The organism is Streptomyces sp. CWNU-52B (assembly GCF_047444975.1).
In the GTDB taxonomy this organism is placed as follows: Bacteria; Actinomycetota; Actinomycetes; order Streptomycetales; family Streptomycetaceae; genus Streptomyces.
Genome location: NZ_JBLFJV010000030.1, coordinates 21,676 through 36,921 on the forward strand (window position 1 = coordinate 21,676; position 15,246 = coordinate 36,921).

Consider the following 15,246-nt stretch of genomic DNA (forward strand, 5'->3'; position numbering starts at 1 on the left):
GCCGGGTCGCTCACGCGCGCAGGCGCAGTCCGCGGGGTGTCGCGTGGAAACCGGCTCCTTCCAGGAGGGTGCCGAACTCGGACGTCAGCGCGGAGGCGCCGTTGACCCGCTCCACGGTGACCGTGCCGAGGGAATCCGCGCGGGCGGCCGCCGCGAGCGCCTCGGCGGCCGTGCGCAGGCGGGCGTCGTGCAGGGGAGTCTCGTCCGGCGCGGCGGGCCAGGCCAGGAGGGTCTTGCCGCCGCGCTCCATGTACAGGGTCAGCTCGCCGTCCACGAGCACGACCAGGGAGCCCGCCTTGCGGCCGGGCTTGTGGCCCGCGCCGGTCGGGGGCTCGGGCCAGGGCAGGGCCGCGCCGTAGGCGTTCGCGGGGTCGGCGGCGGCCAGCACGACGGCGCGGCTCGCGCCGCTCGCGCGGGCACGGGAGGAGGGGTCTCCCGGGAAGGCGTGCGGGGCCGAACGGGGTGACTCGACGAAGGGGGACGCGTGACCCCGTTCGGATCCGGGCGTCGAGGCCGTGGGGCCCAGGGACGGTCCGCCGCGCAGGGAGTACGGGTCGTCGTCCGGTCTCACGGCGTCGGCGGACGGGAGGCCCAGGGCGTCGGCGAAGGGGTCGGGGGCCTGGTGCCCGGCAGGGCCGTCCGGGCCGGAGGGGCCAGGCGGGTGCGCGCTCGCGCGGTCGCCCGGGGACTCGCCCCGCTCACGGGCGGTGGCCGCCGCGCGCAGCCGGTCCACGGCGCCGTCCATCGCGAACTGCGCGGCCCCGAGCCCCTCCACCACATAGCCGCGGCGGGCCTGCCCGCTCTCCTCGAAGACGGCCAGGACGCGGTAGACGGCGGAGAAGCCGCCCTCCACCCCCTCCGCGGCGACCGCGCCCCGGGTGACCACACCGTGCCGGTCGAGCAGGGTGCGGGCGAGAGCGTGGGCGCGCACCGTGGCGTCGGGCTCGCGGCCGGGCAGCAGCGACCAGCGGCCCGCGACGGTCGGCGGTCCTGTGCGTGAGGTGGGCCGCGCGGCGGCCGTGAGGCTGCCGTACCGTCCGCGGGGCACCGTGCGCTTCGCGCGGTGCGCGGTGGAGCCTGCGGTACGGCCCGAGCCGAGGAGGGAGCGCATCGGGCCCAGGGTGTCGTTCGTCAGGCGGCCCGACCACGCCAGGTCCCAGACGGCGTCGGCGAGCTGGGGGTCGGTGGCCTCCGGATGCGTGGTGGCCCGGACCTGGTCGGTGATCTGGCGGAAGAAGAGGCCGTAACCGCCGGACAGGGCGTCCAGGACCGACTGGTGGAGCGCGGTCAGCTCCAGGGGGTGCGGGGCGGGCAGCAGGAGAGGCGCCGTGTCCGCCAGGTACAGGGAGACCCAGCCGTCCTTGCCGGGCAGCGCGCCGGCGCCGGCCCAGACCACCTCACCGGCGGCGGTCAGCTCGTCGAGCATCGCGGGAGCGTAGGCCGAGACGCGGGACGGCAGGACGAGCTTCTCCAGCGCCGACGCCGGCACCGAAGCGCCCTGCAACTGCTCGACGGCGCGCACGAGCCCGTCCGGACCGCGCAGCCCGTGCCCGCTGCCCAGGTGCTGCCACTGGGGCAGGAACTGCGCGAGTGCGGCGGGCGGCACCGGCTCCACCTCGTGGCGCAGCGCGGCCAGCGAGCGCCGCCGCAGCCTGCGCAGCACCGTCGCGTCGCACCACTCCTGACCGATCCCCGCCGGATGGAACTCGCCCTGTACGACACGGCCGCCCGCCGCGAGCCGCTGCAGGGCGCCCTCGGTGACCGCGGTGCCCAGGCCGAAGCGGGCCGCCGCGGCGGTCGAGGTGAACGGGCCGTGCGTGCGGGCGTACCGGGCGAGGAGGTCGCCGAGCGGGTCCTTGACCGGCTCGGTGAAGGCCTCGGGCACACCGACGGGCAGCGCGGTGCCCAGCGCGTCACGCAGCCGGCCCGCGTCCTCGACCGTCGCCCAGTGATCGGCCCCGGCGACGCGGACCCGGATGACACGGCGGGCCGCGGCCAGCTCACGGGCCCACTCGGGCTCGGCTCCGCGCTCGGCCAGTTCGGCGTCGGTGAGCGGGCCGAGCATCCGCAGCCGGTCCGCGACACCTTCGGCGTCCTTGACCTTGCGGTCCTCGGTCAGCCACTGCAGTTCGCGCTCCAGCTCGGTCAGGACGTCCGCGTCCAGGAGCTCGCGCAGCTCCGCCTGGCCGAGGAGCTCGGCGAGCAGACGCGAGTCCAGCGACAGGGCGGCGGCGCGCCGCTCGGCGAGGGGTGAGTCGCCCTCGTACAGGAACTGGGCGACGTAGCCGAACAGCAGGGAACGGGCGAACGGGGACGGCTCGGGTGTCGTGACCTCGACGAGGCGCACCTTGCGGGACTCCACGTCGCCCATCAGCTCGACGAGGCCGGGTACGTCGAAGACGTCCTGGAGGCACTCCCGGACCGCCTCCAGGACGATCGGGAAGGACCCGAACTCGCTCGCCACCTGCAGCAGCTGGGCGGCGCGCTGGCGCTGCTGCCACAGCGGGGTGCGCTTGCCGGGGCTGCGGCGCGGCAGCAGCAGGGCGCGGGCCGCGCACTCGCGGAAGCGGGACGCGAACAGCGCTGAGCCGCCGACCTGGTCGGTGACGATCTGGTTGACCTCACCCTTGTCGAAGACGACGTCCGCGGCGCCCACGGGGGCCCGCTCGGCGTCGTACTCCGTGCCCAGCTTCACCGGGTCCTGGTCCAGCAGGTCCAGGCTCATCAGATCGGCGTCCGGCAGGCGCAGCACGATGCCGTCGTCGGCGTGCATGACCTGCGCGTCCATGCCGTACCGCTCGGAGAGCCGGGCGCCGAGCGCGAGCGCCCAGGGGGCGTGCACCTGAGCACCGAAGGGGGAGTGCACGACGACCCGCCAGTCGCCCAGCTCGTCGCGGAACCGCTCGACGACGACGGTGCGGTCGTCCGGGATGTGGCCGCAGGCCTCCCGCTGCTCGGCCAGATAGGACAGGACGTTGTCCGCGGCCCAGGCGTCCAGGCCCGCGGCGAGCAGCCGCAGCCGGGCGTCGTCCTTCGGCATGGAGCCGACCTCGCGGAGGAACGCGCCCAGCGCGCGGCCCAGCTCCAGCGGGCGCCCCAGCTGGTCGCCCTTCCAGAACGGCAGCCTGCCCGGCACACCGGGCGCGGGGGAGACCAGGACGCGGTCGCGTGTGATGTCCTCGATGCGCCAGGAGCTGGTGCCCAGGGTGAAGACGTCCCCCGCCCGGGACTCGTAGACCATCTCCTCGTCGAGCTCGCCGACCCGGCCGCCGCCCTTCTTGGGGTCGGAGCCGGCGAGGAACACTCCGAACAGACCGCGGTCCGGGATCGTGCCCCCGGACGTCACGGCGAGGCGCTGTGCGCCGGGGCGCCCCATGACCGTACCGGCGACGCGGTCCCACACCACGCGCGGCCGCAACTCGGCGAAGGCGTCCGACGGATACCGGCCCGCGAGCATGTCGAGCACCGCCGTGAACGCCGACTCGGGCAGCGAGGCGAACGGCGCCGCGCGGCGCACCGTGGCCAGCAGGTCGTCGTACTGCCAGGTGTCGAGCGCCGTCATCGCGACGATCTGCTGCGCCAGTACGTCCAGCGGGTTCGCCGGGACCCGGAGGGCCTCGATCGAGCCGGTGCGCATCCGCTCGGTGACGACGGCTGCCTGGACCAGGTCGCCCCGGTACTTGGGGAAGACCACGCCCGTGGAGACCGCCCCCACCTGGTGGCCCGCGCGGCCCACGCGCTGCAGCCCCGAGGCCACGGAGGGCGGGGACTCGACCTGGACGACGAGGTCGACCGCACCCATGTCGATGCCCAGTTCCAGGCTGGAGGTGGCCACCACCGCGGGCAGCCGGCCCGCTTTGAGGTCCTCCTCGACGAGGGCGCGCTGCTCCTTGGAGACCGAGCCGTGGTGCGCGCGGGCGATGACCGGCGGGGCGCCCTGGGCCGCGCCCGAGCCGCCCATCAGCTCGGCCGGAGAGTGGTGCTCCGCCAGGGGCTCGCCCGTCGCCCGCTCGTACGCGATCTCGTTGAGCCGGTTGCACAGGCGCTCCGCGAGACGGCGGGAGTTGGCGAAGACGATCGTCGAGCGGTGGGACTGGACCAGGTCGGCGATCCTTTCCTCGACGTGCGGCCAGATGGAGGGCTTCTCCGCGCCCTCGTTCGCGTCGGCCACCGGGGAGCCGCCCAGCTCGCCCAGGTCCTCGACGGGCACGACCACCGAGAGGTCGAACTCCTTGCCGGACGGGGGCTGGACGATCTCCACCTTGCGCTGCGGGGAGAGATAGCGGGCGACCTCGTCCACCGGGCGGACGGTGGCGGACAGGCCGATCCGGCGCGCCGGCCTCGGCAGCAGCTCGTCGAGCCGCTCCAGGGTCAGGGCGAGGTGGGCGCCGCGCTTGGTGCCCGCGACCGCGTGCACCTCGTCCAGGATCACCGTCTCGATGCCCGTCAGCGCTTCCCGGGTGGCCGACGTGAGCATCAGGAACAGTGATTCCGGAGTCGTGATCAGGATGTCCGGGGGGCGGACGGCCAGTGTGCGGCGCTCGGCGGGCGGGGTGTCGCCGGAGCGGATGCCGACCTTCACCTCCGGCTCGGGCAGCCCCAGGCGCACCGACTCCTGACGGATGCCGGTCAGCGGACTGCGCAGGTTCCGTTCCACGTCGACCGCGAGGGCCTTGAGCGGTGACACGTACAGGACCCGGCAGCGCTTCTTCGGGTCGGCCGGTACGGGTGTCGAGGCCAGCTGGTCCAGGGCGGCGAGGAACGCGGCCAGGGTCTTGCCGGAGCCGGTCGGGGCCACCACCAGCACGTCCGAGCCCTCACCGATGGCCCGCCACGCGCCGGCCTGGGCCTCGGTGGGCGCGTCGAACGCCCCCGTGAACCAGGCGCGGGTCGCGGGGGAGAAGCCGTCGAGGGCTCGGTGTGCGGAGCTGACCATGCGTCCATCCTGCACCCGAGCACTGACAACCGCGCTGACCTGCGAACTCTTTCGGAGTGCAGGTCGGCCGGGAGACCGGCCCGATGACGGAGAATGGAGGCATGGAGGGTGCGGGCGAGACGCAGGAGCGGGCTCGGCACTGGCAGTACGCGGAGCTGCCCGGTGTCGATCTGCTGCGCGCCCGGTATGTCCGGAAGACCTTCGTCCGGCACACGCACGAGAACTTCGTCATCGCCGCCGTCGTCGACGGGGTCGAGGTCTTCCACCACGGTGGCGCCGATCAGTACGCCGGGGCCGGGGCCCTCGCCCTGGTCAACCCCGACACCCCGCACACGGGGCGCGCCGGTGTTCCCGAGGGCTGGCGGTACGGGGCGGTCTACCCCTCGCCCGAACTGGTGGCGGAGATCGCCGCCGACACGACCGTCCTGCGGGGCGCCCCCGGTTTCACGAGCCCGGTGGTCGACGACGCGTACACCGTGAAGCTGGTCCATCAGGTGCTGCGCGCCGCCGAGGAGGGCAACGCGCTCGCCGCCGACACGCTGTTGCGGGTGGCCGTGACCCGGCTGCTGAGGACGAACGGCGGAACGCTGCCGCAGCGGGCCCCGCGGACGGCGGGGGCTCAGGTGGCGGCACGCGCGCGTGCCGTTCTCGAGGAGCGGATCGTGCGGCCGCCCACGCTGCAACGGCTCGCCGGTGACCTCGGGACCAGCCCCTTCGCGTTGCTGCGCGCCTTCAGGGACGCCTACGGCATGCCGCCCCACGCGTGGCTCACCGACGTCCGGGTGCGGCGCGCACGACGGCTCCTGGACGCGGGAGTCGTGCCCGCCGAGGCGGCGCTCACCGTGGGGTTCACCGACCAGCCGCACCTCAACCGGCACTTCTCCCGGATCGTCGGCGTACCTCCGGGCGCCTACCAGCGCGAGCGCAAGAACGTACAAGACCCACGGCAGGGCCCGGCCTAGGGTCCGAGGCGTGACAGAAGACATATCTCTCGCTGACCCACGGGTCGACGCTGAAAAACCCGACGCCGCCGTCGTACGGGACGCTCTCGGTGTCGGGATCGCCGTCGGACTCTCCGGGTTCGCGTTCGGGGTGACCTCGGCGGGCACCGGGCTCACCGTGCTGCAGACCTGCGCTCTCAGCCTCCTGGTGTTCACGGGCGCCTCGCAGTTCGCCCTCGTAGGGGCACTGGCCGGCGGGGGCAACCCGTACACCGCCGCAGCGGGCGCCTTCTTCCTGGGAGTGCGCAACGCCTTCTACGGGCTGCGCCTGTCGCAGCTGCTGGCCCTCCCGCGCGCGGTGCGCCCGTTCGCCGCTCAATGGGTCATCGACGAGACCACGGCCGTGGCCCTCGCCCAGCCCACGCGCCGCAGCGTGCGGATCGGGTTCACCGTCACCGGCCTGTCGCTCTACGTGCTCTGGAACCTGACCACCCTGCTCGGCGCGCTGGGTGCCGAAGCCATCGGCGACACCGACGCGTGGGGCCTGGACGCCGCCGGACCCGCTGTCTTCCTGGCGCTGCTCGCACCGATGCTCAGGACCACCATGGAACGGGCGGTCGCGGGTCTCGCGGTCGTTCTCGGGCTCGGCCTGCTGCCCGTCCTGCCCGCCGGTGTGCCCGTCCTGGTGGCCGCGCTGGCCGCCCCGTTCGTCCTGTGGGCGCACGGCCGCCGCAGGGTGCGTACGGGGCTCGACGAAGAACCGGGTGACGAACCCGACGAGTCTGATCCGACGGGGGGACGGCGTTGAACATCTGGATCGCGATCGGCGTGACCGCTGTCGGTTGCTACGTGGTGAAACTCGTCGGGCTGCTGATTCCCGCAGGCGTTCTGGAGCGGCCCCTCGTCCAGCGGCTGGCCGCCCTGCTGCCCGTCGCCCTGCTGGCCACCCTGACGGCCCAGCAGACCTTCGCCGACGGCCGTGTCCTGGTACTGGACGCGAAGGCCGCGGGGCTCGCGGCGGCCGCCGTGGCGCTGCTGTTGCGCGCACCCTTCCTGCTGGTCGTGGCGTCGGCCGTGCTGGTCACCGCGGGGGTGCGGGCCATGACGCTCTGAGGGCTGGGCTGGGCTGGGCTGAGGAGAGGGGGCAGGGGGAGGGATTCCGCTCGCGTGCGGCACGGCTGTGGCACCGCCCGTCGCGGTGCCACTCGTCGCGCTCCGGGACACCCGGCAGCCGTCAGCCGGCCAGCCGTCCGTACGCCCGCAGGGTGCGCAGCGCCTCGACGGTGACGATCGGGCGCGCCTCCAGGGCCGTACCCGGTGCCCACCGGCGCCAGCGGATCGGCCAGCCGCCGTCCTCCTGCTGCTGCGCCTCGAGGAAGTCCAGGGAGCGGGCCATCTCCTCGTCGGTGAACCACGCGCGCGCGAGGGAGCCCGGAGCCTTCGCGTAGTCGTGCGGCAGATGACGTTCCCCCGGCGCGTAGCCGGGTGCCACGGGGAACGCCTCGATGTGGTCCGGATCCAGTACCGCGAGTTGCTGCTCGCGCACCAGACGGCCGAGCCGGTCGGCGGCCGCCTCCGCGCGCGGGCGGTCGGGCGCGGAGTCCAGGAAGGCCACGGCGGCCTCGATCTCGTACGGATGTGTCTTCTCCAGGGACTCCACCGCCTGCCAGCAGAAGTCGGTGGCCCGGAACAGCCAGGCGTGCCACACCTCGTTGCGGTGCAGCAGGCCGACCACGGGGCCGGTGGCGAGCAGCTCACTGGGCGGGTCGTCCACGATCGGCACGAAGGGCGCCGCCGGATAGCCCCGCTGACTCGGAAGGATCGCCGGCAGCGCGCCGTCCTGCGTCGACACGGCGGTCAGATAGCGGCACACGCGTTCCACCCGCTGTCCGTCACAGCGCCCGATCGAGTCCAGGACGCGCAGTGCGTGCCCGACGTGCAGGGGCTGGCTGACCGGGCCGCGCAGATCGGGTTCCAGCGCGTGGCCGTACCCGTCGTCCTCGTTGAGGTAGGCGGACAGCGCGGTCTCGACCGCGTCCGCGCCGCCGCCGAGGAAGTGGTACTCGAAGCGGCGCTGCTCCAGCACGCGCGCGGTGAGCCAGACGAAGTGCTCGGCACGGGCGACGGGAGCGGGCGCCGGGGGCGTCGGGGGGAGTGGGGATGTTTCGGCCATGGGTCAGACCGTAGGACGGAAAGCGTTCTCGGCAAGCGGTCCCGGCTCGGGCCCACTCTCAGGGGCGGGATACTGGAGTCATGCGGTTGACGGTCTTCTGGGAGCGGATGGCGGATCACTTCGGTGCGGAGTACGCCGACACCTTCGCGCGCGACCACGTCATGTCGGAGCTCGGCGGACGTACGGTGCAGCAGGCGCTTGACGTGGGCTGGGAGGCGAAGGACGTGTGGCGCGCGGTGTGTACGGCGGTGAACGTTCCCCCCGAATCGCGCTGAGCGGCCACGGAGATCCCGGGGATTGGGTTCGATCGTCGCTGACGTGGGCGAGACTTGGCCCGTGGCATCGACAGACGAGACAGCGCAGGTCGGACAGCAGGCTTCCCCCCTCGGCACGACACCTCCCAGGCATCCGGCTCCCGACGGGGCCGAGGGAGGCAGCGGTATGCCGCGCTGGCTGCCGCGGGCCATGGTGCTCGCGCTCGCGCTCATCGCCTGTTTCCAGCTGGGCAGTTGGGCCTTCCACCAGCTGACCGGGCTGCTGATCAACGTCCTGATCGCGTTCTTCATGGCTCTCGCCATCGAGCCCGCGGTGAGCTGGATGGCCTCGTTCGGCATGCGCAGAGGACTGGCCACCGGCCTCGTGTTCCTCATCCTGATGGTCGTGAGCGCCGGATTCGTCGCCCTGCTCGGCTCGATGCTCGCCGGGCAGATCATCGACATCGTCGAGGACTTCCCGAAGTACGTCGACTCGGTGATCAGCTGGATCAACAGCACCTTCCACACGGAGCTCAGCCGCGTCGACATCCAGGACAGCCTGCTGCGTTCCGACTGGCTCCGGAAGTACGTGCAGAACAGCGCGACGGGCGTACTGGACGTGTCCGCGCAGGTGCTGGGCGGCCTCTTCCAGCTCCTGACGATCACACTGTTCGCGTTCTACTTCGCCGCCGACGGGCCGCGGCTGCGGCGCGCGCTGTGCTCGGTGCTGCCGCCGGCCCGGCAGGCGGAGGTGCTGCGCGCGTGGGAGATCGCCGTCAACAAGACCGGCGGGTACCTGTACTCACGCGGTCTGATGGCTCTCGTCTCCGGACTGGCGCACTACATCCTGCTGGAGTCCCTCGGTGTGGACTACGCGCCCGTGCTCGCCGTCTGGGTGGGCCTGGTCTCGCAGTTCATCCCCACCATCGGCACGTACCTCGCGGGCGCCCTGCCGATGCTGATCGCCTTCACGGTCAACCCCTGGTACGCGCTGTGGGTGCTGGTCTTCGTGGTGATCTACCAGCAGTTCGAGAACTACGTGCTGCAGCCCAAGCTGACCGCGAGGACCGTGGACATCCACCCGGCGGTCGCCTTCGGATCGGTCATCGCGGGCACCGCCCTGCTCGGCGCCGTCGGCGCGCTGATCGCCATCCCGGCGGTCGCCACGCTCCAGGCCTTCCTGGGGGCGTACGTGAAGCGGTACGACGTCACGGACGACCCGCGGGTGTCCGGGCGCCGTGAACGCGGCTCAGGCGGCCTCCTCAAGGGCGTACGACGTCTGCTGCGGAGCGGCCCCCTGAAGTTCCGGGAGCCGCGGTCCGGGGAACCGAGGTCCCGGGAGCCGCTGCCGGTGGACGACGGACCCCGCGACTCCTCCTGACGTCGCCCCACGCCACCACGCCACCACGCCGCCCTTCTGCCCCGGAACAGCTGTCCGTCCGCCTTGGGACGACGGGGCGGCACGGGTCGCGACACGCTCTTGCCGCGGCCGGGATGCGCTTGACATCGAAATCGAACATCCATTCTTATGGAAGCTCTGGCGAAGCTCGAGACGGGATGCGAGCGGGAATTTCATGCCGAAGTGCCCGAGTTATCCACAGGCTGGACGGGCGTCGGGGCGCATTGTCAGTGGCAGGCGTTAGCGTCTTTGACGTGAAGCGATCGACTCAAGCAAATCGGGTGGAACCCATGGCAGGAACCGACCGCGAGAAGGCACTCGACGCCGCCCTCGCACAAATTGAACGGCAGTTCGGCAAGGGTGCGGTGATGCGCCTCGGCGAGCGCCCGAACGAACCCATCGAGGTCATCCCCACGGGATCGACCGCGCTCGACGTCGCCCTCGGTGTCGGCGGCCTGCCGCGTGGCCGAGTGGTGGAGGTGTACGGCCCGGAGTCCTCCGGAAAGACGACCCTGACCCTGCACGCCGTGGCGAACGCGCAGAAGGCCGGCGGCCAGGTGGCCTTCGTCGACGCGGAGCACGCCCTCGACCCCGAGTACGCGAAAAAGCTCGGCGTCGACATCGAGAACCTCATCCTGTCGCAGCCGGACAACGGCGAGCAGGCCCTGGAAATCGTGGACATGCTGATCCGCTCCGGCGCGCTCGACCTCATCGTCATCGACTCCGTCGCCGCCCTGGTGCCGCGCGCGGAGATCGAGGGCGAGATGGGCGACTCGCACGTGGGTCTGCAGGCCCGTCTGATGAGCCAGGCCCTGCGGAAGATCACCAGCGCGCTCAACCAGTCGAAGACCACCGCGATCTTCATCAACCAGCTCCGCGAGAAGATCGGCGTGATGTTCGGCTCCCCGGAGACCACCACCGGTGGCCGGGCGCTGAAGTTCTACGCCTCGGTGCGCCTCGACATCCGTCGCATCGAGACCCTGAAGGACGGCACCGACGCCGTCGGCAACCGCACCCGCGTCAAGGTCGTCAAGAACAAGGTCGCACCGCCCTTCAAGCAGGCCGAGTTCGACATCCTGTACGGGCACGGCATCAGCCGCGAGGGCGGCCTGATCGACATGGGCGTGGAGAACGGCTTCGTCCGCAAGGCCGGCGCCTGGTACACGTACGAGGGCGACCAGCTCGGCCAGGGCAAGGAGAACGCGCGCAACTTCCTGAAGGACAACCCCGACCTGGCCGACGAGATCGAGAAGAAGATCCTGGAGAAGCTGGGCGTCGGTGTGAAGCCGGAGCCGCCCACCGCTGAGCCCGGCGTGGACGCGGCGGTGTCGGCCGCTCCCGGCGAGGCCGCGAAGACGGTTCCCGCTCCCGCGGCCAAGACCACCAAGCCCAAGGCCGCGGCGGCCAAGAGCTAGCCCGTGACACGGCGAACGGACTGGGCCGAGTACGTCTACCCCGTCGCCTCCCCAGGGCAGGGCCACGGGGGAGACATCGACACGGCCTCGGACACGGACACGGACAGCGCGTACGACGAACAGGGAGGCGGCCGCCGGCCGGTCGGCGGTTCACGACGCAGCGGTGGCAGGACCCGCGGTGACGGTCAGCGGGAGGGCGGAGGTGCACCGGGCGGCGTCTCAGGGCGTGGCTCCGGTGACTGGCCGTACAGAGGCGGAGGAGAGGACCACACGGAGCCGGGCGGCGGGACACAGGACGAGAGCGACCCGAGCCGCACAGGCCGTGCGCGACGGGCGCGCGGTCGGCGGCGCGGCTTCGGGGAGTCGTCCGGCGGCGCACAGGACGGAGACATCCCTGCCTCGTCGAGGGCCGAGAAGGGGGAGTCCCCGGGCGACCCGGCTGAGCGGGCGCGCGCGATCTGTCTGCGCCTGCTCACCGGGAACCCACGCACACGGAAACAACTCGCGGACGCGTTGCGCAAGCGCGAGATCCCGGACGACGTGGCGGACGAGGTGCTGTCCCGGTTCGAAGAGGTCGGGCTGATCGACGACGGCGCCTTCGCGGACGCCTGGGTGGAGTCCCGCCACCGCGGCCGGGGCCTCGCCCGACGGGCGCTCGCCCAGGAGCTGCGGACCAAGGGCGTGGACCCCACGCTGATCGACGAGGCGGTCGGACAACTCGACTCCGACCAGGAGGAGACGACCGCCCGCGCACTCGTGGCCCGCAAACTGAGCGCCACCCGCGGCCTCGACCGCGACAAGCGCATACGACGCCTCGCGGGCATGCTCGCCCGCAAGGGCTACTCCCAGGGCACAGCCCTCCGCGTGGTCCGGCAGGCGCTGGAGGAAGAGGGCGAGGACACGGAGTTCCTCGGCGACGAGGGGTTCTGACGGGGGGTTCTGACGACGGCTTCCGGGAGGGATTTCCGAGGGGGACCCCGAGGCGGGGCTCTCGGATCGGTGGCGGCGTCGGCTCGGGGCCGTTCGCCCCGGCCGACGGTTCGGGGTCCGGTTCCGGGACCGGGCACGGTGGACGCGCGGGGGCGCCCATCGCGTTCGGGCCCGGAACCGTACTGCGGGAGCGCCGGAGCCATCGGGGAGTAAGGGGCAGTACGCAATGGTGGGGGCCCCTTACATGAAGGGGCCCCCACTGCTGGCTATGCCCAACAGGCTGAGGGGATACGCCTGGGGGAGCGGTTCGTGTTCAGGCTGTCGAAGCGGCCGTGGCCGGGTTCGTGGTGTTCGCCGTGGTCGCATCCACCGGCAGGCCCGCCGATCGCCAGGCCTGGAAACCGCCCACCAGATCGGTGGCCCGGTGGAGGCCCAACTGCCGCAGGGACACGGCCGCGAGGCTCGACGCGTAGCCCTCGTTGCAGACGACCACGACGCGCAGGTCGTGGCTCGTGGCCTCCGGCGCGCGATGGCTGCCCTGAGGGTCGAGCCGCCACTCCAGTTCGTTGCGCTCGACGACGAGCGCCCCGGGAATCAGACCGTCGCGCTCACGCAGCGCCGCGTACCGGATGTCGACGAGCAGGGCCTCGCCCGCCCGCGCGGCGTCATGGGCGGCTTCCGCCGTCACCCGGTCCAGGTCCGCACGGACCCGCTCCAGCAACTCGTCGATTCCCACGGGACGTTCGGTCCCCACGGGATGGTCGGGCCCCACCTGGGGGCCGGCCGGCTCGGGGCGCCCGACCGTCACTGCCAGTCCTCGGGGCGCTCCACCTGCTCCAGCCGCAGCACCTGACCGCTGCGGCTGTAGCGGCTGATCCGCGGCAGGGGCGGATAGTACGCGTGCACCGAGACGGCGTGCTCCTCGGTGGACTCGTTGAGCACCTCGTGCACATGGTGGCGGCCGAAGGAACGGCCCTTGCCGGCCGACAACCGTCGCGCACGGTCGATGCCCTCGTTGAGTTCGAGGGTCTTCCAGCCGTCGGTGGGCAGCCGTGCGACGAGCGAGTTCTCCTTGAGCTCACCGGACGCGGTGAGGAAAGCACCCACCGACTCGGCGTGGTCGTGCCAGCCGGTGCCCGTGCCGGGCGGCCAGCCGATGAGCCACGCCTCGCTGCCACCGGGACCTTCGAGACGGACCCACGTACGGCCCTCGGGATCGAGCGGCAGGGAGGCGATCAGCTCGGCGTCGGCGGCCGTGCGCCGCACGAAGTCCAGCAGCTCGGCCTGAGTGGGAGCACCGGCCGGAACGGAGTCCACGGGGGAGGTGACGTCGGCGGAGCCGGGAACAGAGGGTGACACAGACACAAGTACCGTCCTGACAAGCGTTCGCGTGGATGCGCGCGGCAGCGACAGGGCCTCACGCGCGGGATGAAGAGGGATGCGAATTCAGCAGGACGGGCGACACACGCAGCCCGCATAGCGGATGAGGTCCATATGGACCCTCCGCCACAGGCGCACACAGGTGTCGGTCACGGTTCGGAGTACACCATGACGGTGTGGGCCGGTCAACTCAGTGTCACTGATTGGACAACCGGCCCCTCACTGCCTGCCCGCGGCGGCCTCCGCCGTGACCCGGGGGCCGCCCAGGGCCGCCTCCGCGGCCTCGTACAGGTCAGCGGGACGCACCCCGCTCAACGCGGTGACCAGGTGCCCGTCCGGGCGGATCAGCAGCACCGTGTGCGCGGCCGCGCCCGGGTAGCTCTCCGCGACCAGCAGCTCGGCCCGCTGCGGCAGCGCGGTCACGGCGGCGGCGAGCCGTGGCATGATCCCGGCCGTCACCCAGTGCTTGCGCTCCCACACCACCGTCCCCGGCGCGATCAGCAGCACGAGCAGCGCCGCTCGGCCCAGCCGGTCGCGCAGCGCCACGGACGAACCGTCCTCCGCCGTCACCAGTACGTCGGCGACCTGAGCGCCCACCGCCGTGTCGACCTCCACGGAGGAGTCGGCGTGTGGAGGTGCGAGCGGTGAATCGGCGTACGCCCCCCGCTCGCCCAGAGGGCCGCGCCCCAGGTGACCGTCCGTGAGCAGAGTGTCATGGCCGCGGGCCGCCCCGGGCACCGCGGACCGCAGACCTCCGCCACGCAGCACCGGCAGTGTCTGGTCCGCGGCGCGCAGCCGGGCGGCGACGACCGCGCGCCGCTCCACCTGGTAGCTGTCCAGCAGCCCCTCGTGCGGGCCGTGATGCCAGGCCAGGGCCAGCTTCCACGCGAGGTTGTCGGCGTCCCGCAGCCCCTCGTCGAGACCCTGGGTGCCCAGCGCGCCGAGCAGATGCGCCGCGTCCCCGGCGAGGAAGACCCGGCCGGCCCGCCACCTGCGCGCCAGCCGGTGGTGCACCGTGTGGACCCCGGTGTCCAGCAGCTCGTACGGCGGAGTGCCCGTCCCGCTCCAGCCGGCGAGGGTCTCGCGGACCCGTGCCACGAGCAGGTCGGGGGTGACCAGGTCCTTTCCCGGCGGCAGCAGCCAGTCCATCCGCCAGACGTCCTCGGCGAGGGGACGCGCCGTCACTTCGGTGACCGGGGGGCCCGAGGTCCGCCACGGCGGATTACGGTGCAGCAACGCCTCTCCGGGCCACGGGAGTTCGGCGCGCAGCGCGGCGACGGCGTGCCGTTCCACCGCGGTGCGGCCGGGGAAGCGGATGTCCTGGAGCTTGCGTACCGTCGAGCGCGGCCCGTCGCAGCCGACCAGGTAGCTGCCGCGCCACCAGGTGCCCTTGGGGCCCCGGGTGTGCGCCGTGACGCCGGCGCCCTCCTGCTCGACGGAGTCGAGCCGGCTCTCCACCGAGACGCTGACCAGCTGTTCGGCCGAGATCGCCTTTCGCAGGGCGGCGGTCAGAACGTGCTGGGGCAGGTGCAGGAGCACGGGGTCGTCCTCGCCGAAGGTGATCTCGCGCATCACCTGCTTGCGCCGCATCGACCGCCATCCGGCCCAATGGAAACCGGCCCGGCCGACCGGGAAGCCGGTCAGCCGCTCGATCAGCGCTGTGGTGTCCTCGCGCAGGACGGCCGTCCGTGCGAGCCTCTGTTCGTCGTCGCCGGACCCCTCGTCCAGGACGACCGACGGGACCTCCTGACGGGCCAGCGCCAGGGCCAGCGTCAGACCTACGGGTCCCGCTCCGACGATGATCACCGGGTCCACGGC

13 protein-coding genes are annotated in these 15,246 nt (G+C 72.6%); 7 read left to right on the forward strand and 6 right to left on the reverse strand.

What is annotated here, in order from left to right; translation table 11 throughout:
• Window positions 1-10: 10 nt before the first annotated feature.
• On the reverse strand, window positions 11-4,936 hold the full coding sequence (locus ACLVWQ_RS26945; protein ID WP_414111773.1) for an ATP-dependent helicase: 4,926 nt from the start codon (window positions 4,934-4,936) through the stop codon (window positions 11-13).
• An 83-nt stretch (window positions 4,937-5,019) separates the two neighbouring features.
• Here ACLVWQ_RS26945 and ACLVWQ_RS26950 point away from each other — a divergent pair, with 83 nt between their 5' ends.
• Genes ACLVWQ_RS26950 through ACLVWQ_RS26960 form a run of 3 tightly spaced genes read left to right on the forward strand, consistent with a single transcriptional unit; the run spans window position 5,020 to window position 6,990 of the window.
• Complete coding sequence (locus ACLVWQ_RS26950; protein WP_414111774.1) at window positions 5,020-5,898, forward strand: AraC family transcriptional regulator; 879 nt, start codon at window positions 5,020-5,022, stop codon at window positions 5,896-5,898.
• Between the two features lie 10 nt (window positions 5,899-5,908).
• A complete protein-coding gene (locus ACLVWQ_RS26955) occupies window positions 5,909-6,685 on the forward strand; it encodes an AzlC family ABC transporter permease (RefSeq protein WP_414111775.1) in 777 nt (258 codons plus the stop codon).
• A complete protein-coding gene (locus ACLVWQ_RS26960) occupies window positions 6,682-6,990 on the forward strand; it encodes an AzlD domain-containing protein (protein WP_414111776.1) in 309 nt (102 codons plus the stop codon). The genes ACLVWQ_RS26955 and ACLVWQ_RS26960 overlap by 4 nt, the downstream gene beginning before the upstream one ends.
• 121 nt (window positions 6,991-7,111) lie before the next feature.
• On the opposite strand, the gene ACLVWQ_RS26965 is transcribed toward ACLVWQ_RS26960, so the two are convergent.
• Window positions 7,112-8,050: a hypothetical protein gene (locus ACLVWQ_RS26965; protein ID WP_414111777.1), complete on the reverse strand. Its 939-nt coding sequence runs from the start codon at window positions 8,048-8,050 to the stop codon at window positions 7,112-7,114.
• 80 nt (window positions 8,051-8,130) lie between these two features.
• Between ACLVWQ_RS26965 and ACLVWQ_RS26970 the strand changes: the two genes are divergently transcribed.
• The 4 genes from ACLVWQ_RS26970 (at window position 8,131) to recX (ending at window position 12,048) form a co-directional block, all read left to right on the forward strand.
• On the forward strand, window positions 8,131-8,325 hold the full coding sequence (locus ACLVWQ_RS26970; protein ID WP_414111778.1) for a DUF3046 domain-containing protein: 195 nt from the start codon (window positions 8,131-8,133) through the stop codon (window positions 8,323-8,325).
• Between the two features lie 166 nt (window positions 8,326-8,491).
• Complete coding sequence (locus ACLVWQ_RS26975) at window positions 8,492-9,685, forward strand: AI-2E family transporter (protein ID WP_414111938.1); 1,194 nt, start codon at window positions 8,492-8,494, stop codon at window positions 9,683-9,685.
• 308 nt (window positions 9,686-9,993) lie between these two features.
• Window positions 9,994-11,118 (forward strand): recombinase RecA, encoded by a 1,125-nt coding sequence (gene recA / locus ACLVWQ_RS26980; protein ID WP_414111779.1) that lies wholly within the window; start codon window positions 9,994-9,996, stop codon window positions 11,116-11,118.
• 3 nt (window positions 11,119-11,121) lie between these two features.
• A complete protein-coding gene (gene recX, locus ACLVWQ_RS26985; protein ID WP_414111780.1) occupies window positions 11,122-12,048 on the forward strand; it encodes a recombination regulator RecX in 927 nt (308 codons plus the stop codon).
• A 313-nt stretch (window positions 12,049-12,361) separates the two neighbouring features.
• Here the strand turns inward: recX and ACLVWQ_RS26990 are convergent, their stop codons facing one another.
• The 4 genes from ACLVWQ_RS26990 to ACLVWQ_RS27005 all read right to left on the reverse strand — a co-directional run bounded on the left by ACLVWQ_RS26990 (window position 12,362) and on the right by ACLVWQ_RS27005 (window position 15,243).
• On the reverse strand, window positions 12,362-12,820 hold the full coding sequence (locus ACLVWQ_RS26990; RefSeq protein ID WP_414111939.1) for a rhodanese-like domain-containing protein: 459 nt from the start codon (window positions 12,818-12,820) through the stop codon (window positions 12,362-12,364).
• 32 nt (window positions 12,821-12,852) lie between these two features.
• A complete protein-coding gene (locus ACLVWQ_RS26995; RefSeq protein WP_414111781.1) occupies window positions 12,853-13,413 on the reverse strand; it encodes a cysteine dioxygenase in 561 nt (186 codons plus the stop codon).
• A gap of 81 nt (window positions 13,414-13,494) precedes the next feature.
• Entirely contained in the window at window positions 13,495-13,581 is an 87-nt protein-coding gene (locus tag ACLVWQ_RS27000; RefSeq protein ID WP_310875732.1) for a putative leader peptide, read from the reverse strand.
• Between the two features lie 66 nt (window positions 13,582-13,647).
• Window positions 13,648-15,243: an FAD-dependent monooxygenase gene (locus ACLVWQ_RS27005; RefSeq protein WP_414111782.1), complete on the reverse strand. Its 1,596-nt coding sequence runs from the start codon at window positions 15,241-15,243 to the stop codon at window positions 13,648-13,650.
• Window positions 15,244-15,246: the final 3 nt, after the last annotated feature.

Excerpts from the sequence above, each read along its gene's own strand:
- ACLVWQ_RS26945 (WP_414111773.1), bottom strand. The coding sequence starts at position 4,936 with ATGGTCAGCTCCGCACACCGAGCCCTCGACGGCTTCTCCCCCGCGACC.
- ACLVWQ_RS26950 (WP_414111774.1), top strand. The coding sequence starts at position 5,020 with ATGACGGAGAATGGAGGCATGGAGGGTGCGGGCGAGACGCAGGAGCGG.
- ACLVWQ_RS26965 (WP_414111777.1), bottom strand. The coding sequence starts at position 8,050 with ATGGCCGAAACATCCCCACTCCCCCCGACGCCCCCGGCGCCCGCTCCC.
- ACLVWQ_RS26970 (WP_414111778.1), top strand. The coding sequence starts at position 8,131 with ATGCGGTTGACGGTCTTCTGGGAGCGGATGGCGGATCACTTCGGTGCG.
- ACLVWQ_RS26975 (WP_414111938.1), top strand. The coding sequence starts at position 8,492 with ATGCCGCGCTGGCTGCCGCGGGCCATGGTGCTCGCGCTCGCGCTCATC.
- recA (WP_414111779.1), top strand. The coding sequence starts at position 9,994 with ATGGCAGGAACCGACCGCGAGAAGGCACTCGACGCCGCCCTCGCACAA.